24 protein-coding genes are annotated in these 26,928 nt (G+C 54.9%); 13 read left to right on the top strand and 11 right to left on the bottom strand.

Going from position 1 to position 26,928, the window contains the following annotated elements:
- Window positions 1-228: 228 nt before the first annotated feature.
- The 9 genes from IAE50_RS18685 to bolA form a co-directional block, all read right to left on the bottom strand.
- A complete protein-coding gene (locus IAE50_RS18685; RefSeq protein ID WP_124969411.1) occupies window positions 229-636 on the bottom strand; it encodes a YbgC/FadM family acyl-CoA thioesterase in 408 nt (135 codons plus the stop codon).
- 95 nt (window positions 637-731) lie between these two features.
- Window positions 732-1,106: a helix-hairpin-helix domain-containing protein gene (locus IAE50_RS18680; protein ID WP_042717132.1), complete on the bottom strand. Its 375-nt coding sequence runs from the start codon at window positions 1,104-1,106 to the stop codon at window positions 732-734.
- 146 nt (window positions 1,107-1,252) lie between these two features.
- A complete protein-coding gene (gene ppiD, locus IAE50_RS18675; RefSeq protein ID WP_200580922.1) occupies window positions 1,253-3,127 on the bottom strand; it encodes a peptidylprolyl isomerase in 1,875 nt (624 codons plus the stop codon).
- Between the two features lie 209 nt (window positions 3,128-3,336).
- A complete protein-coding gene (hupB, locus tag IAE50_RS18670) occupies window positions 3,337-3,609 on the bottom strand; it encodes a nucleoid-associated protein HU-beta (RefSeq protein WP_010428111.1) in 273 nt (90 codons plus the stop codon).
- A gap of 209 nt (window positions 3,610-3,818) precedes the next feature.
- Window positions 3,819-6,173 carry an endopeptidase La gene (gene lon / locus IAE50_RS18665; RefSeq protein ID WP_023481941.1) on the bottom strand — a complete coding sequence of 785 codons (2,355 nt, stop codon included), beginning with the start codon at window positions 6,171-6,173 and terminating at the stop codon, window positions 3,819-3,821.
- A gap of 184 nt (window positions 6,174-6,357) precedes the next feature.
- A complete protein-coding gene (gene clpX / locus IAE50_RS18660; RefSeq protein ID WP_054804405.1) occupies window positions 6,358-7,632 on the bottom strand; it encodes an ATP-dependent protease ATP-binding subunit ClpX in 1,275 nt (424 codons plus the stop codon).
- A 124-nt stretch (window positions 7,633-7,756) separates the two neighbouring features.
- Window positions 7,757-8,380: an ATP-dependent Clp endopeptidase proteolytic subunit ClpP gene (clpP, locus tag IAE50_RS18655; RefSeq protein ID WP_007373538.1), complete on the bottom strand. Its 624-nt coding sequence runs from the start codon at window positions 8,378-8,380 to the stop codon at window positions 7,757-7,759.
- Between the two features lie 285 nt (window positions 8,381-8,665).
- On the bottom strand, window positions 8,666-9,964 hold the full coding sequence (gene tig / locus IAE50_RS18650) for a trigger factor (protein ID WP_023481893.1): 1,299 nt from the start codon (window positions 9,962-9,964) through the stop codon (window positions 8,666-8,668).
- Window positions 9,965-10,313: 349 nt separating this feature from the next.
- Window positions 10,314-10,631, bottom strand: a complete 318-nt coding sequence (gene bolA / locus IAE50_RS18645; protein WP_042713623.1) for a transcriptional regulator BolA — start codon at window positions 10,629-10,631, stop codon at window positions 10,314-10,316.
- A gap of 297 nt (window positions 10,632-10,928) precedes the next feature.
- Here bolA and IAE50_RS18640 point away from each other — a divergent pair, with 297 nt between their 5' ends.
- From IAE50_RS18640 to IAE50_RS18605, 8 genes are all read left to right on the top strand, one after another.
- Entirely contained in the window at window positions 10,929-11,507 is a 579-nt protein-coding gene (locus IAE50_RS18640) for a lipoprotein (RefSeq protein ID WP_023481890.1), read from the top strand.
- Between the two features lie 43 nt (window positions 11,508-11,550).
- Window positions 11,551-13,026, top strand: a complete 1,476-nt coding sequence (gene ampG, locus IAE50_RS18635; RefSeq protein WP_200580921.1) for a muropeptide MFS transporter AmpG — start codon at window positions 11,551-11,553, stop codon at window positions 13,024-13,026.
- Between the two features lie 582 nt (window positions 13,027-13,608).
- A complete protein-coding gene (gene cyoA, locus IAE50_RS18630) occupies window positions 13,609-14,556 on the top strand; it encodes a cytochrome o ubiquinol oxidase subunit II (protein ID WP_094419521.1) in 948 nt (315 codons plus the stop codon).
- 16 nt (window positions 14,557-14,572) lie between these two features.
- Window positions 14,573-16,564, top strand: a complete 1,992-nt coding sequence (gene cyoB, locus IAE50_RS18625) for a cytochrome o ubiquinol oxidase subunit I (RefSeq protein ID WP_200135558.1) — start codon at window positions 14,573-14,575, stop codon at window positions 16,562-16,564.
- Complete coding sequence (locus tag IAE50_RS18620; RefSeq protein ID WP_023481905.1) at window positions 16,554-17,168, top strand: cytochrome o ubiquinol oxidase subunit III; 615 nt, start codon at window positions 16,554-16,556, stop codon at window positions 17,166-17,168. Before cyoB ends, IAE50_RS18620 begins: the two co-directional genes overlap by 11 nt.
- Window positions 17,168-17,497: a cytochrome o ubiquinol oxidase subunit IV gene (locus IAE50_RS18615; protein WP_023481940.1), complete on the top strand. Its 330-nt coding sequence runs from the start codon at window positions 17,168-17,170 to the stop codon at window positions 17,495-17,497. The genes IAE50_RS18620 and IAE50_RS18615 overlap by 1 nt, the downstream gene beginning before the upstream one ends.
- 11 nt (window positions 17,498-17,508) lie before the next feature.
- Window positions 17,509-18,396: a heme o synthase gene (gene cyoE / locus IAE50_RS18610; RefSeq protein ID WP_200135557.1), complete on the top strand. Its 888-nt coding sequence runs from the start codon at window positions 17,509-17,511 to the stop codon at window positions 18,394-18,396.
- 146 nt (window positions 18,397-18,542) lie between these two features.
- On the top strand, window positions 18,543-19,904 hold the full coding sequence (locus tag IAE50_RS18605) for an MFS transporter (RefSeq protein WP_128483510.1): 1,362 nt from the start codon (window positions 18,543-18,545) through the stop codon (window positions 19,902-19,904).
- 39 nt (window positions 19,905-19,943) lie between these two features.
- Here the strand turns inward: IAE50_RS18605 and IAE50_RS18600 are convergent, their stop codons facing one another.
- Window positions 19,944-20,435 carry a YajQ family cyclic di-GMP-binding protein gene (locus tag IAE50_RS18600; protein WP_023481915.1) on the bottom strand — a complete coding sequence of 164 codons (492 nt, stop codon included), beginning with the start codon at window positions 20,433-20,435 and terminating at the stop codon, window positions 19,944-19,946.
- Between the two features lie 138 nt (window positions 20,436-20,573).
- Between IAE50_RS18600 and panE the strand changes: the two genes are divergently transcribed.
- The gene (panE, locus tag IAE50_RS18595) at window positions 20,574-21,485 is read left to right on the top strand and encodes a 2-dehydropantoate 2-reductase (protein ID WP_200580920.1); all 912 of its coding nucleotides are present in this window, start codon (window positions 20,574-20,576) and stop codon (window positions 21,483-21,485) included.
- On the top strand, window positions 21,448-22,041 hold the full coding sequence (gene yajL, locus IAE50_RS18590) for a protein deglycase YajL (RefSeq protein ID WP_200580919.1): 594 nt from the start codon (window positions 21,448-21,450) through the stop codon (window positions 22,039-22,041). Before panE ends, yajL begins: the two co-directional genes overlap by 38 nt.
- Before the next feature lie 172 nt (window positions 22,042-22,213).
- Here yajL and thiI read toward each other — a convergent pair whose 3' ends face one another.
- Window positions 22,214-23,662, bottom strand: a complete 1,449-nt coding sequence (thiI, locus tag IAE50_RS18585; RefSeq protein ID WP_200580918.1) for a tRNA uracil 4-sulfurtransferase ThiI — start codon at window positions 23,660-23,662, stop codon at window positions 22,214-22,216.
- Window positions 23,663-23,866: 204 nt separating this feature from the next.
- Between thiI and xseB the strand changes: the two genes are divergently transcribed.
- From xseB to dxs, 3 genes are read left to right on the top strand one after another with little or no spacing between them, the layout of a single operon-like run.
- The gene (gene xseB / locus IAE50_RS18580) at window positions 23,867-24,109 is read left to right on the top strand and encodes an exodeoxyribonuclease VII small subunit (protein WP_054804400.1); all 243 of its coding nucleotides are present in this window, start codon (window positions 23,867-23,869) and stop codon (window positions 24,107-24,109) included.
- Window positions 24,110-25,009: a (2E,6E)-farnesyl diphosphate synthase gene (gene ispA / locus IAE50_RS18575; RefSeq protein ID WP_200135553.1), complete on the top strand. Its 900-nt coding sequence runs from the start codon at window positions 24,110-24,112 to the stop codon at window positions 25,007-25,009.
- Window positions 25,010-25,038: 29 nt separating this feature from the next.
- Window positions 25,039-26,901 carry a 1-deoxy-D-xylulose-5-phosphate synthase gene (gene dxs, locus IAE50_RS18570; protein WP_076769475.1) on the top strand — a complete coding sequence of 621 codons (1,863 nt, stop codon included), beginning with the start codon at window positions 25,039-25,041 and terminating at the stop codon, window positions 26,899-26,901.
- The last annotated feature ends 27 nt before the right edge of the window (window positions 26,902-26,928 follow it).

Genomic DNA, 26,928 nt, shown 5'->3' with positions numbered 1-26,928 from the left:
GGGGATTGACAAGGGGAGCGCGGCCGCTTCCCTTGTCCCGTTCACCGCACCAGTGAGAAAAATATTCCGCCGCACGCATGGTGAACGGAACCCTTCCACCAAAGCCACATACCGGGCCCATTGCCGGATGGCGGCTCCGCCTTATCCGGCCTACGCCTGACAATTCGGCATGGGCGCCGCGAAACATGCCGGATGGCGCATAAATGCTTATCCGGCCTACAGGGTTTCTTAATCCCGCTCCCCGATCATTATCTCCAGCTTCTCCCTCAACTCCCCCTCCAGCGCCAGCGCTTTCTGGGTTTTCAGATCGATGCAGACAAAAGTCACCAGCGCATCGGCAACCACCTGCCCTTCCGGCTCTAATGTCACCACCTGGCTTAATACGCCGCTTTTGCCGTTAATCTGCTGGACATGGCTGGTGACCGTAAGCAGATCGCCGAGCACCGCCGGACGGCGATAGTTGATATTGATATTAACCACCACAAAAGCGATGTTATGGGCGGTCATCCATTGAAAGCTCTCGTTGTGCTCCAGCCCATCCCAGCGCGCTTCCTCAAGAAATTCGAGATAGCGGGCGTTGTTTACATGCTGGTAGACATCAAGGTGGAATCCACGAACTTTTATTTGGGTCTGCATAGCGCGTTAACCTTTACTGTTTATAGTTATAGAGACAGAGGTCATACTGGTATGACCTCCTTATTCTGGCAAAAATTAGCGACTACGCAAGCAGCTTACAGTTTCAGGTTTACCAGATTACGCTCCACCAGCTTGCCGCCCATACCTGGCACCTGTTTTAAATCTTCGACGCTCTTAAACGGCCCATACTCTTCGCGATAGCTGACAATCGCCTGCGCCTTTTTAAGGCCAACGCCCTTCAGCGCCTTTGATAACGCTTCCGCCGTCGCGCTGTTGATGCTGACTTTAACGCCCTCCTCCTCTTCCTGCGCAGGCTTTGCCGCCTCCTGCCCTTTGGTGTGAGAAGCCGGTGCCGCGGCATGTGCCGCCGGTGGTTTTGCACCGCTTGCGGGCGCGGCAAGCGTGGCAGAACTGAATGTTGCACACACAAACGCCAGGGGCAGTAAAAGGGTTTTGACTCCATGTTTCATGCTGTTATCTCCGTTGTGTTAACTCGCAGCGGAGCATAACCAGGGCAGAAAATGTCTACAAAGGGCAAACAGCAGAAATGGAAAAGGCCGCGAAAGCGGCCTTTGTGTATTGCAGAGCGTTACCTTTTTTTGGGAGAAGCTTCCCGTTACTGCTGCTGTTCTGAGGTATCGCCCAGTTTGATTTTCGCTTCTTTGCGCAGGTTGCCCATCAGCGCTTCAAAGGCGATTTGCGCGTTATTCTGCGTCACGCCCTGCATCATCGCTTTCTTCTGCGCTTCCGGCATTTCGCCCGCTTTCACCTCATCCAGCGCAATGATCACCACATTACGCTGCTGATCGGTGGTGCTGCCGTAGGAGGGTTTATCCTTCGCCGGCAGTGGCAGGTTAAAGGCTGCGGTTGCAACCGGATCCTGTCCGAGGCGCGCCAGGGTTTTCGCTTCGCCGAAGCTCAGACCAGCGGCTTTCATCGCGTCGTCGCCTTTGCCCGCTTTCAGCGCTTCAACCAGTTTGTCAGCATCCAGCTTCGCCTGCTGCTCAGCTTTATCATGCTTAACGATATCCGTGACCTGTGCTTTCACTTCCGCCAGCGGCTTAATCGCTTCCGCTTTATGGTCGGTAACACGCAGTACGAACGCGCGATCGCCATCAACGGTGATGATATCCGAGTTGTTGCCAGGCGAACCGTTCTGCCCTACCAGACCGCCGTTGAAAATCGCATCGCTCACCGGTTTGAAGTTCAGCTCTTCCGGCAGGTTGTCGCGGGTAAACCACTCGGTCTGCACCGCTTTGGTACCTGAAACCTGTTCAGCACCCGCCAGGGATTCGTTATCGTTGGTCGCCGCTTCGCTCACTTTACGCTGCAGCGCGAACCAGGCATCCAGCGCATTTTCATGCTTCACTTTCGCCGCCAGTTCATCGCGTACTTCGTTCAGCGGTTTGACGACAGCAGGCTGAATATCATCCAGACGCGCCACCAGGTAGCCAACGGAGGATTTAATCGGGCCTGAGAGCTGGCCTTTCTCTTTCAGACCGGCGTTTTTCAGCTCATCCGGCGTGGTGGACTCTTCCAGCCAGCCCATATCGCCGCCGTTACGGGCAGAGATGATGTCAGCGGATTTCGCCTTCGCCAGGGCAGCAAAGTCAGCCCCTTTTTTCAGCTCGTCAATGACCGCTTTCGCTTCATCTTCCGTTTTGGTCTGGATGACGCTGTAACGATTACGCTGCGGCTGAGTGAACTGATCCTTGTGCTCGTCGTAGTAAGCCTGAATCTGTGCGTCGGTGGCGTTTTCCTGCATCGCTGCCGCATCAAGCTTGATGTAGCTTACGCGGAACTGCTCAGGCGCAATAAAACGGCTCTTGTTCTGGTCGTAATAGCTGGCGATCTCGTCATCGCTGACCGTCTGTTTTGCTGCCAGCGCGTTCACATCAATCACCGCCTGGCGCACGACGCGCTGCTGGGATACCAGCGCCGCCAGCTCGTCGGTCTCGCCTTTGAGCATAAAATCGGTGCCGGCAACGGCGTTGATCAGTTGCTGAGAGATAAGCTGGTTGCGCAGCGCCTGCGCGTATTGGTCGGCGCTCATGCCCATACGGTTAACGAGGGCGTTGAAGCGGTTATTATCAAACTTGCCGTCAGACTTGAAAGCATCGGTGGAGAAGATAGCGTTTTTGACCTGCTCATCGCTGATATCGAGGCCAAGCTTCTTCGCATATTGATCCAGCAGAGCTTCATCAATCATGCGATTGAGCACCTGCTGGCGTACGGATTTCATGTAGTTTTCATTTGCGGCCAGCTCCGAGAACTGGTCACCCAGCTTCTCCGCCATACGGTTGCGTTCGCTGGTTACCGCATTTTCAAACTGCGCACGGCCAATTTCCTGGCCATTAACTTTTGCGGCGTAATTATTGTTACCGCCAATCAGGTAGTTACCCACGCCAGTCAAAATGAATGACACGATAATCAAACCCAGAATGATCTTGAGCACGACGTGATTCGCCGCCGCGCGTAAATTGTCCATCATGGTGTAACAACACTCCGCTGTAGGTGACTGTAGATCTCAGGCAGCGCACGAGGCCCGCTGCATGTAAGCGCGTATTTTGACAAGAAAACGGTGCAATTGTTAGCCCGCATCGCGCATAAACTCGCAGAAATTGATTTTGCGAAAATAAAAAAGGCACACCTCGCGATGTGCCCTTGTATGTTGCCACCCTCCCCGCGTGGGGAAAGTCCTTAGTTCACGGCGTCTTTCAGCGCTTTACCTGCGCGGAAGCCAGGGACTTTGGCAGCAGCAATAGTAATCTCTTTGCCGGTTTGCGGGTTGCGGCCAGTACGGGCAGCGCGCTCTTTAACCGCAAAAGTACCGAAACCAACCAGTGCTACGTCGTCCCCGGATTGCAAAGATTCAGTAACAGAAGCAATTAACGCATCTAACGCGCGTCCGGCGGCAGCTTTAGAAATGTCAGCGCCAGCGGCAATCTTGTCTATCAGTTGAGATTTATTCACTCTTCTCTTCCTCTCTTTATATTTTATATCGCACCACATCCTTCGCAGTGCGACCGCGCAGCAGTTATAACAGGCCTGTCATGCCCTTACAACATCAGTTGATGATGACATAGCCGACCAGCAATCTAAATTAGCTATACAAAAAAAGACTGGCAAGTGCGAAATCACTCACCAGCCTTATATTTCTCTACGCACTTTGCGCGAGGTCACTATTTTGCAGTGGCTACCTGCATGCCGAACGGCGCATTCTGCAAGGCAAGCGTCAGCACTTCTTCGATACGTTTCACCGGATGGATATCCAGATCGGCAATGACGTTTTCCGGAATTTCTTCCAAATCGCGTTTATTTTCGTAAGGAATCAGCACGGTTTTGATGCCGCCGCGATGCGCTGCCAGCAGTTTCTCTTTCAGACCGCCAATCGGCAGCACCTGGCCGCGCAGGGTGATCTCACCCGTCATCGCAACATCGGCGCGAACCGGGTTACCGGTCAGGCAGGAGACCAGCGCGGTGCACATGGCGATACCGGCGCTCGGACCATCTTTCGGCGTCGCACCTTCCGGCACGTGCACGTGGATGTCGCGTTTTTCGTAGAAGTCGCCGTTGATACCCAGCTTCTCTGCGCGCGCGCGCACCACGGTCAATGCAGCCTGGATAGACTCCTGCATCACTTCACCCAGCGAACCGGTGTAAGTGAGCTTGCCTTTACCCGGCACGCAGGCGGTTTCAATGGTCAGCAGATCGCCGCCCACTTCAGTCCACGCCAGACCGGTCACCTGGCCTACACGGTTTTCATCATCCGCACGACCGTAGTCGTAGCGCTGAACGCCGAGGTAGTCATTCAGGTTGTCGCCGTTAATCTCGATATGCTTCAGAGACGGATCCAGCAGCAGCTGTTTCACCGCTTTGCGGCACAGTTTCGAGATTTCACGCTCCAGACCACGCACACCCGCTTCGCGAGTGTAGTAGCGAATAATGCCGACGATCGCACTGTCATCAACCGTCAGTTCGTTCGGTTTCAGCGCGTTACGCTCAATCTGCTTAGTCAGCAGGTGGCGCTTGGCAATGTTCAGCTTCTCATCTTCGGTGTAACCGGAGAGGCGAATCACTTCCATACGGTCCAGCAGCGGTGCCGGAATGTTCATGGAGTTGGAGGTGGCAACAAACATCACGTCGCTCAGATCGTAATCCACTTCCAGGTAGTGATCGCTGAACGCCACGTTCTGCTCAGGATCGAGCACTTCCAGCAGCGCAGAAGCGGGATCGCCACGCATGTCGGAGGACATTTTGTCGATCTCATCCAGCAGGAAAAGCGGGTTTTTAACGCCAACTTTTGCCATTTTCTGGATCAGTTTACCCGGCATAGAACCGATGTAAGTACGGCGGTGACCACGGATTTCTGCTTCATCACGCACGCCGCCCAGCGCCATACGGATATATTTACGGCCCGTCGCTTTGGCGATGGATTGACCGAGCGAGGTTTTACCTACCCCCGGCGGCCCGACCAGGCAGAGAATCGGCCCTTTGAGTTTGTTCATACGGCTTTGAACCGCAAGATACTCAAGGATACGGTCTTTGACGCGCTCTAAGCCGTAGTGGTCGGTATCCAGCACTTCCTGCGCCTGGCGAAGATCTTTTTTCACCTTGCTGCGCGCATTCCACGGAACCTGCACCATCCACTCGATATAGCCGCGTACCACGGTTGCTTCCGCAGACATCGGCGACATCATTTTCAGCTTCTGCAGCTCGGACTCGGCCTTCTCTTTGGCCTCTTTCGGCATTTTCGCCGCGTCGATTTTACGCTTCAGCGCTTCGTTTTCGTCCGGCGCGTCATCCATCTCGCCGAGCTCTTTCTGGATGGCCTTCATCTGCTCATTCAGATAGTACTCGCGCTGGGATTTCTCCATCTGCTTCTTCACGCGGTTGCGAATGCGTTTCTCAACCTGCAGCAGATCGATCTCCGACTCCATCATCGCCATCAGATATTCAAGGCGTTCGTTGATGTCGGACATCTCCAGCACCGACTGCTTGTCAGCCAGCTTCAGCGGCATATGCGCAGCAATGGTGTCAGCCAGACGTGCAGGATCGTCGATACTGTTCAGCGACGTCAGCACTTCCGGCGGAATTTTTTTGTTGAGCTTGATATAGCCTTCGAACTGGCTGATCGCGGTACGTACCAGCACTTCCTGCTCGCGCTCATCAATGGCCGGCGAGTCAAGGTACTCCGCTTTCGCAGAGAAGTGCTCGCCGTTATCGGCAAGCGAAGTAATGCGCGCGCGCTGAAGCCCCTCGACCAGCACTTTTACAGTGCCATCAGGCAGTTTCAACATCTGCAGAATAGACGCCACGGTCCCGACGGTGAAAAGATCGTTTACACCCGGCTCATCCGTTGACGCTTCTTTCTGCGCAACCAGCATGATTTTTTTATCATGATCCATGGCTGCTTCAAGACAACGGATTGATTTTTCCCGTCCCACAAATAACGGGATGACCATGTGCGGATAAACCACCACATCGCGCAACGGCAATACGGGGATTTCAATGCGTTCAGAACGCTCAGGATTCATAGAGCTCTCTCTTAGTTTAAAGTCCGCCAGGTAATCAAGGTGACGTGACTGTGCCACACGCACCATTAACATGTAATGGAGTATATGGGGATGTTTCCCACACATTCAACGCCGGGAAGTCGGAAAAATAAAAGGGGAGATAAAATCCCCCCTCTTTGATTAACTGACTGTATGAATTGACGAATTATTCGCCAGATGCCTGCTGCGCTTCCGGCTTACCGTAAATCAGCAGCGGCTTGGTTTGCCCTTCGATTACCGACTCATCAATCACCACTTTCTCGACGTCTTCCAGAGACGGCAGATCGTACATGGTGTCGAGCAGCGCGGCTTCGACGATAGAGCGCAGACCACGGGCGCCGGTTTTGCGGCTCATCGCTTTCTTGGCAATAGCGTTCAGCGCTTCGTCGCGGAACTCCAGATCAACGCCTTCGAGGTTAAACAGCGCCTGATACTGCTTGGTCAGGGCGTTTTTCGGCTCTTTCAGGATCTGGATCAGCGCTTCTTCGCTCAGCTCGTTCAGCGTAGCGACAACCGGCAGACGACCGATGAACTCAGGGATCAGACCAAACTTGATCAAATCTTCCGGTTCAACCTGCGCCAGCAGCTCGCCCTCTTTCGCTTTTTCGGATTTTCCTTTCACCGTTGCGCCAAAACCGATGCCGGAGCCGGTTTCTACACGGTGAGAGATCACCTTGTCGAGGCCTGCGAAAGCACCACCGCAGATAAAGAGGATTTTGGAGGTATCAACCTGCAAAAACTCCTGCTGCGGATGCTTACGACCGCCCTGCGGCGGAACGGCAGCAACGGTACCTTCGATCAGCTTCAGCAGCGCCTGCTGTACGCCTTCGCCCGATACGTCACGGGTGATGGAAGGGTTGTCTGACTTACGAGAGATCTTATCGATCTCATCAATGTAGACGATGCCGCGCTGGGCTTTCTGCACATCGTAGTCACACTTCTGCAGCAGCTTCTGAATGATGTTTTCCACATCTTCACCGACGTAGCCCGCTTCGGTAAGCGTGGTGGCGTCCGCCATGGTGAACGGTACATCAAGCAGGCGCGCCAGCGTTTCGGCCAGCAGCGTTTTACCGGAACCGGTCGGCCCGATCAGCAGAATGTTACTTTTGCCCAGTTCAACACCGTTGCTGGTGTCGCCGTTGCGCAGGCGTTTGTAGTGGTTGTAGACCGCCACTGCCAGCACCTTTTTCGCCTGCTCCTGACCGATAACATAGTCATCGAGATGGTGGCGGATTTCATGCGGCGTCGGCAGCGCGCTGCGCTCGCGGTGCGGCGCAACTTCTTTAATCTCTTCGCGAATAATGTCGTTACACAGATCCACACATTCGTCGCAGATATACACGGACGGTCCGGCGATCAGTTTACGCACTTCATGCTGGCTTTTGCCGCAAAAAGAGCAGTACAACAGTTTGCCCGAACCATCTTTGCGTTTATCTGTCATGAGTAAAACCTCTTTTCTGTTCTTTGCGCCACACGACGACGCAAATGCCATTCCAGGCGCAAAACGTTACTCAGGCATTACGCCGCTTGCACTGGAAAGTATAGCGGCCAATGCGGACTGAGCATTAGTTACGATGGGTCAAAATTGAGTCAACCAGCCCGTAATCAACTGCTTCTTGCGCGGCAAGGAAGCGGTCACGTTCGGTATCGCGCTCAATTTGTTCTAAGGATTGACCCGTGTGATGCGCCATAAGTTCATTCATGCGCCCTTTCACTTTCAGGATCTCACGCGCGTGGATTTCGATATCCGTCGCCTGACCCTGATAGCCGCCCAGCGGCTGGTGGATCATCACGCGTGAATTCGGCAGGCAGAAGCGCTTGCCTTTTGCGCCGGCCGTCAGCAGGAATGCGCCCATTGACGCGGCCTGACCCATACAGATGGTGCTGACGTCCGGTTTAATAAATTGCATGGTGTCGTAAATAGACATACCTGCCGTGATCACGCCGCCCGGAGAGTTAATGTAGAGATAGATATCTTTTTCCGGGTTCTCTGCTTCGAGAAACAGCATTTGCGCCACGATCAGGTTGGCCATATGGTCTTCGACCTGACCGGTCAGGAAAATTACGCGTTCCTTGAGAAGACGGGAGTAGATATCGAAAGAGCGCTCACCGCGGGAGGTCTGTTCAATAACCATTGGCACCAGGGCCATATGGGGTGCAAAGTTGTCTCGTTCGCCGCTGTATGACATTTCCGTCTCCTGGATAAAAAATTAACAAACTTGCTGCACTGATTGTACTTGAGTGAAAGAGGTCTGACTACGACCCCTCACGGACGGATTATCAGCCAGAGTCTTTCCTGCCACCCTCTTTAGTGGGGATGACCACGCATGTTTTCAAGCATAACAATCTTTTGCTGTTACGCTAACCCTGAAACATGCTTTTAGCACAGTTCTGATAAAGCCAATGCGATAAAAAAAGCCCGCCACCAGCAAGCAGGTGACGGGCTTATTACTTTTAGCTATCGCAGAAAACGATTAAGCCTGTTGGTTCATCAGCTCGCTGAAGGAGGTTGCTTTCTCCGTCACTTTCGCTTTTTCCAGAACCGCTTCAACCGCTTGTTCTTCCAGCGCGACGTTACGCATGTTGTCCATCAGCTCTTTGTTTTTGCTGTAGAACTCGATCACTTCTTTCGGATCTTCATACGCAGAAGCCATCTCTTCGATCAGGCCTTTAACGCGCTCTTCATCAGCTTTCAGCTCGTGGGTACGAATCACTTCGCCCAGCAGCAGACCAACAACAACGCGGCGTTTAGCCTGCTCTTCGAACAACTCGCGCGGCAGTTCCAGAGCCTGTTTCTCGTTGCCACCGAAACGCTGAGCAGCCTGGCGACGCAGAACGTCGATTTCGCTGTCGATCAGTGCAGCCGGTACGTCGATGTTGTTGGCGTTAACCAGACCGTCGATCGCCTGAGATTTAACACGGTTACGCACGGCGCCTTTCAGCTCGCGCTCCATGTTTTTACGTACTTCTGCGCGCAGACCGTCCATAGAACCATCTTCAACGCCGAAACGTTTGATGAACTCTTCGGTCAGTTCCGGCAGCTCACGCTCTTCAACTTTCTTCAGGTTAATGACGAACTTCGCCGCTTTACCTTTCAGATTTTCCGCGTGGTACTCTTCCGGGAAGGTCACGTCGATGGTGAACTCTTCGCCCGCTTTGTGGCCTTTGATGCCCTCTTCAAAGCCTGGGATCATACGACCCTGCCCCATCGCCAGTACGAAATCGGTCGCTTTGCCGCCTTCGAACTCTTCACCGTCAACAGAACCGGTGAAATCGACAGTTACGCGGTCTTCTGCATCAGCAGCGCCATCTTTCTCTTTCCAGTCTGCCTGCTGCTTACGCAGGGTATCCAGCATGGTGTCAACGTCGGCATCGGTCACTTCAACGAGCGGTTTTTCAACTTCGATGGTGTCCAGCGCTTTCAGTTCAACTTCCGGATAGACTTCGAATTCAACAGAGTAGGTGAAGTCTTCGCCCAGTTTGTATTCGCCCGGAACATAGTTCGGTGCGCCAGCCGGGTTGATTTTTTCCTGGATGATCGCGTCGATGAAGTTGCGGCTCATCAGGTCGCCCAGCACGTCCTGGCGAACAGAGGCGCCGTAACGCTGAGCAACAACGGTCATCGGGACTTTACCCTTACGGAAACCGTCAATACGTACTTTCTTCGCTACGTTGACCAGCTCGCTCTTCACAGCGGTCTCGATGCTGTCAGCAGCGATTGTAATCGTTACACGGCGCCCAAGGCCCTGAGTGGTCTCAACTGAAACTTGCATCTTGTTACCTCAAAAAATCACAGTGCTCGGTCAACTCTACCCTGCGCAGCAAACCTCTCGCTTTGCAGAACCGGGATGCTCTCTCAAATCAGATATACATTCCCTGTCGTCAGAATCACCCCGAAGACATTCCGAAAAATAAGACGCCGCATTATAGCGGCATCGCAGATATGAGTCGAGAACGGTAATAGCGCAACGGTGCGTCATTTTTCACACTTCTGAAGCAATTTTGCTCACAAAGGGGCGCTTCTCGCTCAAATTTCAGACAAAACAAAACGGCCCGCAGGCCGTTTTCACATTAACTGCATGCAACATACTGGAAAAGTTCAGCCCGTTGCAACCCGGTTTTCTAGGCGAGAGTCCCTGCGCCGCGGCAGGCTGGCGAGGTCAACAAGGTATCCTGTAGCCCCTCCCACTCTTTCAGGGTGTAGGTATGCAGCGCGAGCGCATGAATTTTCGTCGCCAGCTCATCTGCCAGGGTACCGTAAATCATGCGGTGGCGGTTGAGGAAACGTTCGCCGGTGAAGCAGTCGCTCACCAGCACCACTTTGAAATGGCTTTCCGAACCCGCGGGAACGTTGTGACGGTAACTTTCATCCACAACGTCGAGGAAAACAGGCTCAAATGCCGCCTTCAGTTTTGATTCTATTTGATCACGCATCATCATGGTACGCCTCCGACAACGCTGAGATACCAGCTATCCCTTTAAATGTTAGCCGCTTTTACCGTCTCCGTTACAATAAGACAACAAAAATTTAGCCTTTGTCGCGCTTTTGCGTCCAACGGCATACTCTTCAGGGAAAACCTGGACATTTGGGGCCGGGATCGTGTTTGAAGATGTTACGGGCGCTGAAAAAAACCACAACACGATGAATTTACATGCGTTGAGGACTTCCTCTTAACAACGGCAATGTTATGATGGCGACAATTTTTCCCAGAAGCTTAGAGCCTTGAGAGCCTGAACATGATTAAGAAACTCCTCTTCCCGTTGGTTGCTTTATTTATGCTGGCTGGCTGCGCAACTCCGCCGACCACCCTTGACGTCACACCGAAAATTACCCTTCCGCAACAAGATCCGAGCCTGATGGGCGTAACGGTCAGCATTAACGGTGCCGATCAGCGTCCGGATCAGGCGCTGGCGAAAGTCACCCGTGATAACCAACTGGTTACCCTGACAGCGTCGCGCGATCTGCGCTTCCTGCTGCAGGAAGTGCTGGAGAAGCAGATGACCGCGCGCGGATATATGATTGGGCCGAACGGCGCGGTTAACCTGCAGATCATCGTTAACCAGCTCTACGCTGACGTCTCTCAGGGCAACGTGCGTTACAACATCGCCACCAAAGCGGATATCGCCATCATCGCCACCGCTGCCAATGGCAACAAGCTGACGAAAAACTACCGCGCCAGCTATAACGTGGAAGGCGCTTTCCAGGCGACCAACGAAAAGATCACCAATGCGGTTAACAGCGTGTTGACCGACACCATCGCGGATATGTCTCAGGACACCACCATCCACGATTTCATCAAGCAGAACGCGCGTTAATCTCTCTGTACTGGCCCGGTTCCGCCGGGCCAGCTGAGCTGCCATGTCCAGTCACTACTTACGCATTTTCACGCAGCCTAAATCAGCGATCTTGCTGATGCTCGGCTTTGCCTCCGGTTTGCCGCTTGCCCTCACCAGCGGCACGTTACAGGCGTGGATAACCGTCGCAGGCGTTGATGTCAAAACCATTGGTTTCTTCTCGCTGGTCGGCCAGGCCTACGTCTTTAAGTTTCTCTGGTCACCGGCGATGGATCGCTATACCCCCTCCTTCTTAGGACGCCGCCGTGGCTGGCTGCTGCTGACGCAGGTTGCGCTCCTGATCGCTATTGCCGCAATGGGCTTTTTACAGCCTGCCAGCGATCTGCGCTGGATGGCGGCGCTGGCGGTGGTTATCGCCTTCTGCTCGGCGTCGCAGGACATCGTTTTTGATGCCTGGAAAACGGATGTACTCTCAGCCGAAGAGCGCGGCGCAGGTGCGGCGATAAGCGTACTCGGTTACCGCCTGGCGATGCTGATCTCCGGCGGTCTGGCGCTGTGGCTGGCGGATCGCTGGCTGGGCTGGCAAGGAATGTACTGGCTGATGGCGGCGCTGATGATCCCCTGCATTATCGCCACGCTGCGTGCGCCGGAGCCGGTGGGCACCATTCCTGCGCCGCGATCTCTTGAAGAAGCGGTGGTTGCGCCGCTGCGCGATTTCTTCGGGCGCAACAACGCCTGGCTGATCCTGCTGCTGATTGTCCTTTATAAGCTCGGTGACGCGTTTGCCATGAGCCTGACCACTCTCTTCCTTATACGTGGCGTCGGTTTCGACCCGGGCGATGTCGGGATGGTGAATAAAAGCTTAGGACTGGTGGCGACGATTATCGGCGCGCTGTGGGGCGGTGTATTAATGCAGCGTTTAACGCTGTTCCGCGCCCTGCTGATTTTCGGGGTGTTGCAGGCGATCTCTAACGCAGGTTACTGGCTGCTCTCCATCACCGATAAAGACATTGTGACGATGGGCGCGGCGGTCTTCTTCGAAAACCTCTGCGGCGGTATGGGGACGGCAGCGTTTGTCGCCCTGCTGATGACGCTCTGTAACAGCGCCTTTTCCGCCACACAGTTCGCGCTGCTCTCGGCGCTCTCGGCGGTTGGCCGTGTCTATGTCGGGCCACTGGCGGGCTGGTTTGTTGCCAGCTATGACTGGCCGACCTTTTATCTCTTTTCGATCTTTGCGGCGATCCCGGGGCTGGCGCTGCTACTGCTGTGTAAACGCACGCTGGAGTATACGCAGCGCACGGAAGCCTTTATGCCGCGCACCGAGTTCACGGCGCTGTACCGGCTGGCGCTGCGCATCCTTGTGGCGGGCGCGCTGCTGCTTGCCGCTGGCCTGCTGGTGCTTGCCAGCAATGCGCTGGGGCTGACGCACTGGTCTGTCGATGGCCTCCTGCTGGAGGGCGGCGCGCTGCTGGCATTGGTGGGCATCCTGTTCGGTGGCGGGCTGGATCTGCTGGCGCTGCGCAGAACCGCCCTGCTCTAGCGAGGGCAAAACGGGCCTCTGCGGGTGGCGATATATTTTACATAGTGCAATTTAGGGTTATTTTTAAAGAAATAACTCTTTTAAAATCAGCTATTAAAAATAAAAAAAGCAGAAAAATAAATTTAGCGCCGTTATTATTTCGTTCATTAAACAGGCGTATTTTTTGTTTTTTGCCCAGTCGCCCTGAACGGGCAAAAAATAAAAATCTTAATTAATTTGTGCCTTATAAAATAAGGTCTATCCTATAACGATTCAGCACGGTTATTAATTGTTGGGTTTCATATTCGTTCCAATGATGTTTAATAGTTGCTGGATAATTGTTAATTATTTGTTTATTTGAACGATTGGTTATACCAATTTACCCTCAACGCAGATTGTAATGTCAGGTTTTCGTTATAATCGCTCTCTCTGGCTGTGCGAACGCCCGGTTTTACAGATTGTTGCATTCTGTGTGACATATGCGGCAGAACCCAGTAACACCTTACTGACACAAAGCCAATCATGTTTACAGTAACGTAACCTTTCCGTAAAATGCCCGCACACTTTAAGCGCCACCAGATCCCGTGGAATTGAGGTCGTTAAATGAGACTCAGGAAATACAATAAAAGTTTGGGATGGATGTCCTTAATCGCCGGCACTGTATTACTCAGTGGCTGCGATTCTGCGCTTCTTGACCCCAAAGGACAGATTGGTATGGAGCAACGTTCACTCATCCTGACGGCTTTTGGCCTGATGATGATTGTCGTGGTGCCCGCCATCTTAATGGCCGTAGGTTTTGCCTGGAAGTATCGTGCGAGCAATAAAGATGCGAAGTATAGCCCGAACTGGTCACACTCCAATAAAGTGGAAGCTGTGGTCTGGACGGTGCCGATTCTGATCATCCTGTTCCTTGCCGTGCTGACGTGGAAAACCACCCACTCGCTCGAGCCGAGCAGACCACTGGTACATGACGAACGCCCGATTACTATCGAAGTGGTTGCCATGGACTGGAAATGGTTCTTTATCTATCCGGAACAGGGCATCGCTACCGTGAATGAAATCGCCTTCCCGGCGAACACTCCGGTGGAATTCAAAGTGACTTCCAACTCCGTGATGAACTCGTTCTTTATTCCGCGTCTGGGCAGCCAGATCTACGCGATGGCCGGTATGCAGACCAAACTGCATCTGATTGCCAACGAAGCAGGTACGTATGATGGCATCTCTGCCAGCTACAGCGGCCCGGGCTTCTCAGGCATGAAGTTTAAAGCCATTGCAACGCCGGACCGCGCCGCATTTGACCAGTGGGTCGCCAAAGCGAAACAGTCTTCTACTACAGTGCCTGATATGGCGACGTACGAGAAAATTGCCGCACCAAGCGAATACAACAAGGTTGAATACTTCTCCAGCGTGAAACCCGATTTGTTTAAAGATGTTATTAACAAATTTATGGGCCACGGCAAGAGCATGGACATGACCCAACCGGAAGGTGAGCACAAGTCACACGAAGGTATGGAAGGCATGGACATGAGCCACGCGGAAACCTCTCACTAAGGGGCCGAGGAAAACGATGTTCGGAAAACTTACACTGGATGCAGTGCCGTATCATGAACCAATTATCATGATTACGATCGCTGCGATTGCCGTCGGTGGTCTGGCGGTAGTCGGCCTGATCTCTTACTTCGGTAAGTGGAAATGGCTATGGAATGAGTGGTTGACCTCGGTTGACCATAAACGTCTTGGCATCATGTATGTCCTCGTAGCGGTTGTTATGCTGCTGCGTGGCTTTGCTGACGCCGTAATGATGCGTAGTCAACAAGCGATTTCGTCGATGGGCGAAGCGGGCTTCCTGCCGCCTCACCACTACGATCAGATCTTCACCGCCCACGGCGTGATTATGATCTTCTTCGTGGCGATGCCGTTTGTTATCGGTCTGATGAACCTGGTGGTTCCGCTGCAGATCGGCGCGCGCGACGTTGCCTTCCCGTTCCTTAACAACCTGAGCTTCTGGTTCACGGTTGTGGGCGTGATTCTGGTTAACATCTCTCTGGGCGTCGGTGAATTCGCGCAGACAGGTTGGCTGGCTTATCCGCCGCTCTCGGGAATAGAGTACAGCCCTGGTGTCGGGGTCGATTACTGGATCTGGAGTCTCCAGCTCTCTGGTATCGGTACGACGCTGACCGGTATTAACTTCTTCGTGACCATCCTGCGCATGCGTGCGCCAGGCATGACCATGTTCAAAATGCCGGTCTTCACCTGGGCCTCTCTGTGCGCGAACGTGCTGATTATCGCTTCGTTCCCAATTCTGACGGTTACTATCGCGTTGCTTACCCTGGATCGTTATCTGGGCACCCATTTCTTTACCAACGATATGGGCGGCAACATGATGATGTACATCAACCTGATTTGGGCGTGGGGTCACCCGGAAGTGTACATTCTGGTGCTGCCGGTGTTCGGGGTCTTCTCCGAAATTACCGCCACCTTCTCGCGTAAACGCCTGTTTGGCTACACCTCGCTGGTGTGGGCGACCGTGTGTATTACCATCCTGTCGTTCATCGTTTGGCTGCACCACTTCTTTACTATGGGTGCCGGCGCGAACGTAAACGCCTTCTTCGGTATTACCACGATGATTATCGCCATCCCTACCGGGGTGAAGATCTTCAACTGGCTGTTCACCATGTACCAGGGCCGTATCGTATTCCACTCCTCTATGCTGTGGACTATCGGCTTTATCGTCACCTTCTCCGTAGGTGGGATGACCGGCGTGCTGCTGGCGGTTCCGGGCGCAGACTTCGTACTGCACAACAGCCTGTTCCTGATTGCGCACTTCCATAACGTCATCATCGGCGGCGTGGTATTTGGTTGCTTCGCAGGTATGACCTACTGGTGGCCGAAAGCGTTTGGTTACACCCTGAACGAAACCTGGGGTAAACGCGCATTCTGGTTCTGGATTATCGGCTTCTTCGTTGCGTTTATGCCGCTGTACGTACTGGGCTTCATGGGTATGACCCGTCGTCTCAGCCAGCATATCGACCCGCAGTTCCACAGCATGCTGATTGTGGCAGCTTGTGGTGCCGCGCTGATCGCACTGGGTATCCTGTGTCTGCTGATTCAGATCTATGTCTCTGTTCGTGACCGCGATCAGAACCGTGACCTGACCGGTGACCCGTGGGGTGGCCGTACGCTGGAGTGGGCAACCTCCTCTCCTCCGCCGTTCTATAACTTTGCCGTTGTTCCGGAAATTCACGAACGTGATGCTTTCTGGGAGATGAAAGAGAAAGGCGAGGCGTACAAGCAACCTGCCCACTATGAAGAGATTCATATGCCGAAAAACAGCGGCGCCGGGATTGTTATTGCCGCGTTCGCAACGGTATTCGGTTTTGCCATGATCTGGCACATCTGGTGGATGGCAATTGCCAGCTTCGCAGGCATCATCATCAGCTGGATTGTGAAAAGCTTCGACGAAGACGTGGACTACTACGTACCGGTTGCAGAAATCGAGAAACTGGAAAAACAGCATTTCGATGAGATCAACAAAGCAGGGCTGACAAATGGCAACTGATACTTTGACCAACGCGCACGCCCATGCGCACGAACACGGGCACCACGATGCAGGGCCGAATAAAGTATTCGGTTTCTGGATCTACCTGATGAGCGACTGCATTCTGTTCAGCTGTCTGTTCGCGACCTATGCCGTTCTGGTGAACGGCACAGCGGGCGGCCCGACCGGCAAGGACATTTTTGAACTGCCGTTCGTTCTGGTAGAGACATTCCTGCTGCTGTTCAGCTCCATCACCTACGGCATGGCGGCGATCGCCATGCACAAGGGCAACAAGAGCCAGGTTATCTCCTGGCTTGCGCTGACCTTCCTGTTTGGTGCGGGCTTTATCGGCATGGAGATCTATGAGTTCCATCATCTGATTGCAGAAGGTATGGGTCCGGATCGTAGCGGCTTCCTGTCAGCGTTCTTTGCGCTGGTTGGTACCCACGGTCTGCACGTTACTTCTGGCCTGATCTGGATGGCGGTTCTGATGTTCCAGGTTTCCCGTCGCGGCCTGACCAGCACAAACCGTACCCGCATCATGTGCCTGAGCCTCTTCTGGCACTTCCTTGATGTGGTATGGATCTGTGTGTTCTCTGTTGTTTATCTGATGGGGGCGATGTAATGAGTCATTCAACCGATCACAGCGGCGCATCCCACGGTAGCGTAAAAACCTACATGACAGGTTTTATCCTGTCAGTCATCCTGACGGTCATTCCGTTCTGGATGGTGATGAGCGGTACCGCGTCACACGCCGCAATTCTGGGGACCGTACTGGTCACCGCAGTGGTACAGATTTTGGTTCATCTGGTCTGCTTCCTGCACATGAACACCTCTTCTGAGGAGCGCTGGAACCTGACCGCCTTTGTCTTTACCGTGATTATCATCGCTATCCTGGTAGTGGGCTCCATCTGGATTATGTGGAACCTGAACTACAACATGATGGTTCACTAAGAGCGGCGAGTATGTTCAAGCAATACCTGCAAGTAACGAAACCGGGCATTATTTTTGGCAATTTGATCTCCGTGATTGGGGGGTTCCTGCTGGCCTCTAAAGGCCAGATTGATTACCCCCTGTTCCTCTACACGCTGATCGGCGTGTCGTTGGTGGTCGCCTCTGGTTGTGTTTTTAACAACTACATCGACCGTGACATCGATAAAAAGATGGAGCGGACGAAAAACAGGGTGCTGGTCAGAGGGCTGATCTCGCCAAAAGTCTCGCTGGTGTACGCCGCCTTGTTGGGTATTGCTGGCTTTATGCTGCTGTGGTTCGGCGCTAATCCGCTGGCCTGCTGGCTCGGGGTGATGGGGTTTGTGGTTTATGTCGGGGTGTATAGCCTCTATATGAAACGCCACTCCGTCTACGGTACGCTGATTGGCTCTCTCTCCGGCGCAGCGCCGCCGGTGATTGGCTACTGCGCCGTGACCAACGAGTTTGACAGCGGCGCGGCGATCCTGCTGGCGATTTTCAGCCTGTGGCAGATGCCCCACTCGTATGCCATCGCGATTTTCCGCTTTAAGGATTATCAGGCAGCGAACATCCCGGTTCTGCCGGTGGTGAAAGGCATCTCCGTAGCGAAAAACCACATCACGCTCTATATCGTGGCGTTTGCTGTTGCCACTCTGATGCTCTCGCTGGGCGGCTATGCAGGTTATAAATACCTGGTGGTTGCTGCCGCGGTGAGCCTCTGGTGGCTGGGCATGGCGCTGCGCGGGTATAAAGTGGCGGATGACAAAGTGTGGGCGCGCAAATTGTTCGTCTTCTCGATTGTCGCCATTACTTCGCTCAGCGTGATGATGTCCGTGGACTTTATGGTGCCGGATTCACATAGCCTGCTGACTTACGTCTGGTGATCCAGACCGTCATATAAAGGGTGCCTCGGCACCCTTTTTTTATGCCTGCCATCCCATCCACGCAGGTAATATTTGTTAATTAAGCTGGTGTTTACCCCGCCCTGCCCCCGCACTACACTATGTCCGGTTTTCAACATGAGGTGGTAATGAACGATTACAAGATGACGCCAGGCGAGTTGCGCGCCACCTGGGGTTTAGGGACTGTATTCTCCCTGCGCATGCTCGGCATGTTTATGGTCCTGCCCGTTCTGACCACGTACGGTATGGCGCTGCAGGGCGCCAGCGAAGCATTAATCGGTCTGGCAATCGGTATTTACGGCCTCGCTCAGGCCATCTTTCAAATTCCCTTCGGCCTGCTCTCGGATCGCATCGGCCGCAAGCCGCTGATCGTCGGCGGGCTGGTGATTTTTGTCGCCGGCAGCGTGATTGCCGCCCTCTCCCACTCTATCTGGGGCATTATTCTCGGCCGTGCGCTGCAAGGTTCCGGGGCGATTGCCGCTGCTGTCATGGCACTGCTCTCCGATTTAACCCGCGAGCAGAACCGCACCAAAGCGATGGCTTTTATCGGCGTCAGTTTTGGCGTCACCTTCGCCATCGCCATGGTGCTTGGCCCAATCATCACCCATAAACTGGGTCTGCATGCACTCTTCTGGATGATTGCCGGTCTTGCCACGCTTGGCATTGCGCTGACGCTGTGGGTGGTACCAAACAGCACCCAGCACGTGCGCAACCGTGAATCGGGGATGGTGAAAGGCTGTTTTAGCCTGGTCATGGCGAACCCGAAGCTGCTTAAACTTAACTTCGGCATTATGTGCCTGCATATACTGCTGATGTCGACCTTTGTCGCCCTGCCGGGCCAGCTGGAAGCTGCCGGGTTTGCTGCGGCGCAGCACTGGAAAATCTATCTCGTCACCATGCTGGTGTCGTTTGTCTCAGTTGTACCGTTCATTATCTATGCCGAAGTGAAGCGCAAAATGAAGCGGGTCTTCCTGCTCTGCGTCGCTCTGCTGGTGATCGCGGAAATTGTGCTGTGGGGCGCGGGCCCGCACTTCTGGGAGATTGTGATTGGCGTGCAGATCTTCTTCCTCGCCTTTAACCTGATGGAAGCGCTGTTGCCGTCGCTTATCAGTAAAGAAGCGCCCGCGGGCTATAAAGGCACGGCGATGGGCATCTACTCCACCAGCCAGTTCCTTGGCGTGGCGATTGGCGGCTCGCTCGGCGGTTGGGTTGATGGCTTTTTCGACTCCCAGACGGTCTTCCTCGCCGGCGCGCTGCTGGCGGTAGTCTGGCTATTAGTCGCCAGCACCATGCAGGAGCCACCTTATGTCAGCAGTTTGCGTATCGCGATCCCGGAGGATGTTGCGGTGGATGCGGCGTTGCAGCAGCGGCTGCTGGCAATGGACGGGGTAAGCGAAGCGATGGTAGTGCCGGAGGAGCGCAGCGTCTATGTGAAGATAGACAGCAAGGTGACCAACCGTTTTGAAGTGGAACAAGTGGTTGCGGGTTAAAGATGAAGTGCCCTCCCCCGCACGGGAGAGGGCACGCGATTAATCGCGGAAGTTCTTAAACTGGAACGGCTGGCCTAAGTTACCGCCGCGCACCAGCGCCATGGCGGCCTGCAGGTCGTCACGGGCTTTACCGGTCACGCGGATCTCTTCACCCTGAATCTGCGCCTGCACCTTCAGTTTGCTCTCTTTAATCAGCTTGATGATCTTCTTCGCCGTTGCGGCGTCAATCCCCTGCTTGAGCTTGGCTTCAACAAACCAGGTTTTACCGCTATGGACAAACTCTTCCGGCACTTCCAGCGAGGTGCCTTCAATGCCGCGCTTTAACAGCTTGGCGCGCAGGATATCGAGCAGCTGGTTGACCTGGAAGTCAGACTCGCTTAGCACCTTAATGGTTTTGTTGGTTTCGTTTAATTCAAACGTCGCTTCAATGTTGCGAAAGTCGAAACGCGTGGCCAGTTCACGGGTCGCATTCTCAACGCCGTTTTGCACTTCGCGCAGATCAATTTCGGAAACAATATCGAAAGATGGCATCTTTTCTCTCCCTCTGTAATTTCAGCGATGCATAATACCCGCACTGTGTATTAACACAATCTTGAATACTGGAAGCTTAGCTGACAGCGCTATACTTATCGCTGTAACACCTGGCGCAGTTGCAGGTGAGGAGGAATAATGAGAATTACCGTACTGGGATGCGGCGCCTTAGGGCAACTGTGGTTAACGGCACTGTGCAAGCAGGGACATGAGATACAGGGCTGGTTACGTATCCCGCAACCTTATTGCAGTGTGAACCTGGTTGAAGAAGACGGCACGATTTTTAACGAGTCCCTGACGGCTAACGACCCCGATTTCCTGGCCCGCAGCGATCTGCTGCTGGTCACGCTTAAAGCCTGGCAGGTCTCCGATGCGGTAAAAGGGCTGGTTGCCTCGCTCTCGCCCGCCACGCCGGTGCTGCTGCTGCATAACGGCATGGGCACCGTTGAAGAGCTGAAATCCCTGCCCAATCCGCTGCTGATGGGCACCACCACCCATGCTGCGCGCCGCGATGGCAATGTGATTATTCACGTCGCCAGCGGCATCACCCATATTGGCCCGGCGCGCGCGCAGGATGGCGAGTTCAGCTACCTGGCCGACACGCTGCAAATGGCGCTGCCGGATGTCGCCTGGCACAACACCATTCGCCCCGCGCTCTGGCGCAAGCTGGCGGTGAACTGCGTGATCAACCCGCTGACGGCGCTGCGCGACTGCAAGAATGGCGATCTGCGCGATGTGCCGGAAGAAATAGAGAAAATCGCCCGCGAAGTGGCGGCGGTGATCGAGCGCGAAGGTCACCATATCTCCGCCGACGAACTCATCGCCTATGTTCACCAGGTGATTGAGAGCACGGCGGAGAATATCTCATCGATGCTGCAGGATGTGCGCGCGATGCGCCATACCGAGTGCGATTACATTACCGGCTATCTGCTCAGACGCGCCCGCGCGCACGGCATCGCGGTGCCTGAGAATGCCCGGCTGTTCGACCTGATTAAACGTAAGGAGAGTGAATATGAGCGCATCAGCTCTGATATGTCTCGCCCCTGGTAGTGAAGAGATGGAGGCGGTCACCACTATCGATCTGCTGGTGCGCGGCGGGATCGCAGTGACCACCGCCAGCGTGGCCAGCGACGGCGAGCGGGTCATCACCTGCTCGCGCGGCGTAAAGCTGCTGGCCGACGCGCCGCTGGTTGAGGTGGCAGACGGGGATTACGACGTTATCGTGCTGCCAGGCGGGCTGAAGGGCGCGGAGTGTATGCGCGATAACCCGCTGCTGGTAGAGACCGTGCGCCAGTTTCACCTCTCCGGGCGCATCGTTGCGGCGATTTGTGCCGCCGCCGGCACCGTGCTGGTGCCCCATGAGATCTTCCCGATCGGCAATATGACCGGTTTCCCTGGGCTTAAGGAGACGATCCCGGAGGCGCAGTGGCAGGATAAGCGCGTGGTATGGGATCCGCGCGTCAATCTGTTAACCAGCCAGGGGCCGGGCACGGCGATTGATTTTGGTCTGAAGATTATCGATCTGCTGGTCGGGCGCGAAAAAGCCCACGACGTGGCGTCACAGCTGGTGATGGCGGCGGGGATTTATAACTACTACGAAGCGTAAGCTTTGGCGCTGAATGCCGGATGGCGCTGGCGCTTATCCGGCCTACGGGTAGGTGCGGTTTGTTTGAATGCTATGCGGCAAACGATTTATGGCATGCTGCACCGCGTAGGCCGGATAAGGCGAAGCCGCCATCCGGCACAATCCACGGTGCTATCCATGGCACAACGCAAAACTACGGGCGATAAACCTTCACATTGGTAAAGCCCTGCTCACGCAGATAAAGCGCCTGCAGGCGGCTCATCACACCGCGCTCACACCACAACAGCCAGGTTTTGCTCTGATCGAGATCGCTAAACTTAGTACTCAGCTTGTAGAACGGCAGCGACACCACATCCACACCTTCCAGCTGCAGCGGCTTATCATCCTGCTCGTCGATGGAACGGATATCGAGGATCGCGTCATTTTCACCGAAGCCGGTTACCGTTTCGACTTCCACCACCTCTTCCGAGGTCTGCTGCGCGATTTCACGAATATCGATATTGCTCGCTTCCGCGACTACTTTCTCAAGGATCGAGAAATCGAAGTGCGCCTCTTCCGCTTCAATCTTCCCTTTAACCGCTTTTACCGTCGGTTTTTTGGAGATCACGCCGCAATACTCCGGCATGGTGCGGGCAAAATCTTCGGTGCCGATTTTGCGCGCCAGATCGATGATGTGCTCTTTATCGTGAGAGATAAGCGGACGCAGGATCAGCGTATCGGAGACGTTATCAATCAAACGCAGGTTGGTCAGCGTCTGGCTGGAGACCTGGCCCAGCGCTTCGCCGGTGACCAGCGCCTGCACGCCGTAGCGCTCGGCTACCTGAGAGGCTGCACGAACCATCATGCGTTTCAGCACCACGCCCATCTGGCCGTCGTCGACTTTCTCGAGGATCTCGCCAACCACCGGCTCAAAGTTGATCGCCACAAAGCGCACGCGATGAGAACTGCCGAAGCGGTTCCACAAATAGTGCGCCACCTGACGTACGCCGATTTCATGCGCCGCGCCGCCGAGGTTAAAGAAGCAGTAGTGTACGCGGCAGCCGCGACGCATCAGCATATAGCTGGAGACGCCGGAGTCGAACCCGCCGGAGATGAGCGACAGCACATCTTCCTGCGTGCCGATCGGGAAGCCGCCAATACCTTCATAACGGCCCTTCACCAGCAGCAGGCGATCGTCTTCAATCTCCAGATGCACGGTCACATCCGGGTGGGTCAATTTAACCTTTGCCGACGCAACGTGTTGATTAAGGCCGCCGCCGATGTAGCGTTCTGCTTCGATCGAGCTAAACTCATGTTGCCCGCGGCGTTTTACCCGCACGCAGAAAGTTTTGCCTTCAATCGCATCGCGATACTGCGCCAGCGCTTTCTCAAAAATGTCATGCAGAGAGGTAAAAGGAACATCCTCTACTTCCAGCACATGGTGAATGCCCGGCACGCGGGTCAGCGCATCGCGGATGGCCAGACGTTGGTTCTCGTCTTTGGCGCGCACTTCAATATGGTCCCAGTGGCGCACAACGGCGAGCGCCTCATCGTAGTGCTTCAGAACGTTACGAATGTTCCCGGTCAGAATTTTAATAAAGCGCAAACGCACAGATTGGCTTTTGATGGTGATTTCCGGGAACAATTTAATGATAAACTTCATGGCGGCAATGGTTCGTTGGCAAGCCTGCAAAGGCCTGTAGAGGAAAATTTACAGCAGCCCTTACCCGCGGCTGCATCCAGGCGCGGAAGTATACCACCATCGCGAAGATCATGTGCAACGCATTACCACTGAGCGTTATTTGCTATGTGCCCCGACTTCGCTACCATAACGTAGTCGGAATAATAGAAGAGTCAGACATTCACTATGCCAAAGAAAAACGACGCACCCGCCAGTTTCGAAACCGCACTGAGCGAACTGGAACAGATTGTCACTCGTCTTGAAAGCGGCGAACTTCCGCTTGAAGATGCCCTGAACGAATTCGAGCGCGGCGTCCAGCTGGCCCGCCAGGGACAGGTTAAGCTTCAGCAGGCGGAGCAGCGCGTACAGATCCTGCTCTCCGATACCGAAGAGGCGCCGTTAACCCCTTTCGCTCCGGATGCTGAATAGATGGATTTCAATCAACAACTGCAGGCCTGCGTTGAACAGGCCAACGACGCGCTGCGCCGTTTCATCGATCCCCTGCCCTTTCAGAACACTCCGCTGGTTGAGGCGATGCAGTATGGCGCACTCTTAGGCGGTAAGCGCCTGCGCCCCTTTTTGGTTTATGCCACCGGCCGCATGTTCGGCGTCAGCCAGCAAACGCTGGACGCGCCCGCCGCGGCGGTGGAGTGCATTCATGCTTACTCATTAATGCATGACGATCTGCCGGCGATGGACGACGACGATCTGCGTCGCGGTCTGCCCACCTGCCATATTAAATTTGGCGAAGCCAATGCCATTCTCGCGGGCGATGCCTTGCAGACGCTGGCCTTCTCGATCCTGACGGAAGCGCCGATGACGGATGTCGCCGCAGAAGATCGCCTGGCGATGGTCGCCACCCTCGCAAACGCCAGCGGCGTTGCCGGGATGTGCGGCGGGCAGGCGCTGGATCTGGCGGCAGAGAATGAGCAGGTTTCTCTGGAAGGGCTGGAGCAGATCCACCGTCATAAAACCGGGGCGCTTATCTGCGCGGCGGTAAAAATGGGCGCGCTGAGCGCCGGGCAACGCGGTCGCGACGCGCTGCCGCTGCTCGAACGCTACGCGCAGTGTGTCGGCCTGGCGTTTCAGGTTCAGGATGACATCCTCGATGTGGTCGGCGATACTGCGACCCTTGGCAAACGCCAGGGTGCTGACCAGCAACTGGGTAAAAGCACCTACCCCGCACTACTGGGCCTTGAGCAAGCCCGCACGAAAGCCCGCGATCTGATTGACGATGCCCGCCAGGCGCTGAGCCTGCTGTCGGCGCAATCGCTGGATACGACGGCACTGGAAGCACTGGCGAATTACATAATCCAGCGTGATAAATAACGATATAACACGATGAGTCCGAGTCTCTGATGAGTTTTGATACAGCCAAATACCCGACGCTGGCGCTGGTTGATACCACGCAAGAGTTGCGCCTGCTGCCGAAAGAGAGTTTGCCGAAACTGTGCGACGAGCTGCGTCGCTACCTCCTCGACAGCGTAAGCCGCTCCAGTGGACACTTCGCCTCCGGGCTTGGCACGGTTGAACTGACCGTGGCGCTGCATTACGTCTATAACACGCCCTTCGATCAGTTAATCTGGGACGTCGGCCACCAGGCCTATCCGCACAAAATCCTCACCGGACGCCGCGACAAAATCGGCACCATCCGGCAGAAAAACGGCCTGCACCCCTTCCCATGGCGCGGCGAGAGTGAATATGACGTGCTGAGCGTCGGTCACTCCTCCACCTCCATCAGCGCCGGGATCGGCGTGGCCGTGGCGGCAGCGAAAGAGAATAAGCAGCGTCGTACCGTCTGCGTGATTGGCGATGGCGCCATCACCGCGGGTATGGCGTTTGAAGCGATGAACCACGCCGGGGATATTCGCCCGGATATGCTGGTGGTTCTCAACGACAACGAGATGTCGATCTCCGAGAATGTTGGCGCGCTGAATAATCATCTGGCGAAGCTGCTCTCCGGCAAGCTCTACTCCACCCTGCGCGAAGGCGGGAAAAAAGTGCTCTCCGGCGTGCCGCCGATCAAAGAGCTGCTGAAACGCACTGAAGAACATATCAAAGGCATGGTCGTGCCGGGCACACTGTTTGAAGAGCTGGGCTTTAACTATATCGGCCCGGTGGACGGTCACGATGTGCTGGGCCTGGTGCAGACGCTGCGTAATATGCGCGATCTGAAAGGCCCGCAGTTCCTGCATATCATGACCAAAAAAGGGCGCGGCTATGAGCCGGCCGAGAAAGATCCCATCACTTTCCACGCGGTGCCGAAGTTCGATCCGACCAGCGGCACCCTGCCGAAAAGCAGCGGCGGTATGCCGAGCTATTCGAAAATCTTCGGCGACTGGCTGTGTGAAACCGCCGCTAAAGATAACAAGTTAATGGCCGTTACCCCGGCGATGCGTGAAGGCTCCGGCATGGTTGAGTTCTCGCGCAAATACCCGGGGCAATATTTTGATGTCGCCATTGCCGAGCAGCACGCGGTCACTTTTGCCGCCGGGCTGGCAATCGGCGGCTACAAACCGGTGGTGGCAATCTACTCCACCTTCCTGCAGCGCGCCTACGATCAGGTGATCCACGACGTGGCGATCCAGAAGCTGCCGGTGCTGTTTGCTATCGATCGCGCCGGGATTGTTGGTGCGGACGGCCAGACCCACCAGGGGGCGTTTGATATCTCCTACCTGCGCTGCATCCCGGAGATGGTGGTGATGACGCCAAGCGATGAGAACGAGTGCCGCCAGATGCTCTTTACCGGCTACCACTACACGGACGGCCCTAGCGCCGTGCGCTACCCGCGCGGGAACGCGGTCGGCGTGACGCTGGAGCCGCTGGCGAAACTGCCTATCGGTAAAGGCGTGGTGAAACGCAAAGGCGAGAAGGTGGCGATCCTCAACTTCGGTACTTTGCTGCCGGAAGCGGCAAAAGCCGCCGAGGCGCTCAACGCGACGCTTATCGATATGCGTTTTGCCAAACCGCTCGATGAAGCGCTGATCCTGCAGGCGGCTTCGCAGCATGAGGTGCTGGTAACGCTGGAAGAGAACGCCATTGCGGGCGGTGCCGGCAGCGGCGTTAACGAAGTGCTGATGGCGAAGCGCAAGCCGGTGCCGGTGCTCAACCTCGGCCTGCCGGACTTCTTTATTCCGCAGGGTACGCAGGATGAAGCGCGCGCGGAGATTGGCCTCGACGCGGCCGGTATCGAATCGCGCATCAAAAACTGGCTCGCCTGATTCCGCCCTTTTCCGCTCCTGCTATGC

The sequence above is a fragment of the Kosakonia sp. S42 genome (genome assembly GCF_016624785.1).
Lineage (GTDB): Bacteria > Pseudomonadota > Gammaproteobacteria > Enterobacterales > Enterobacteriaceae > Kosakonia > Kosakonia cowanii.
Note: the sequence above shows the minus strand (reverse complement) of the source record. Positions and strands in the feature narration are given on the sequence as shown.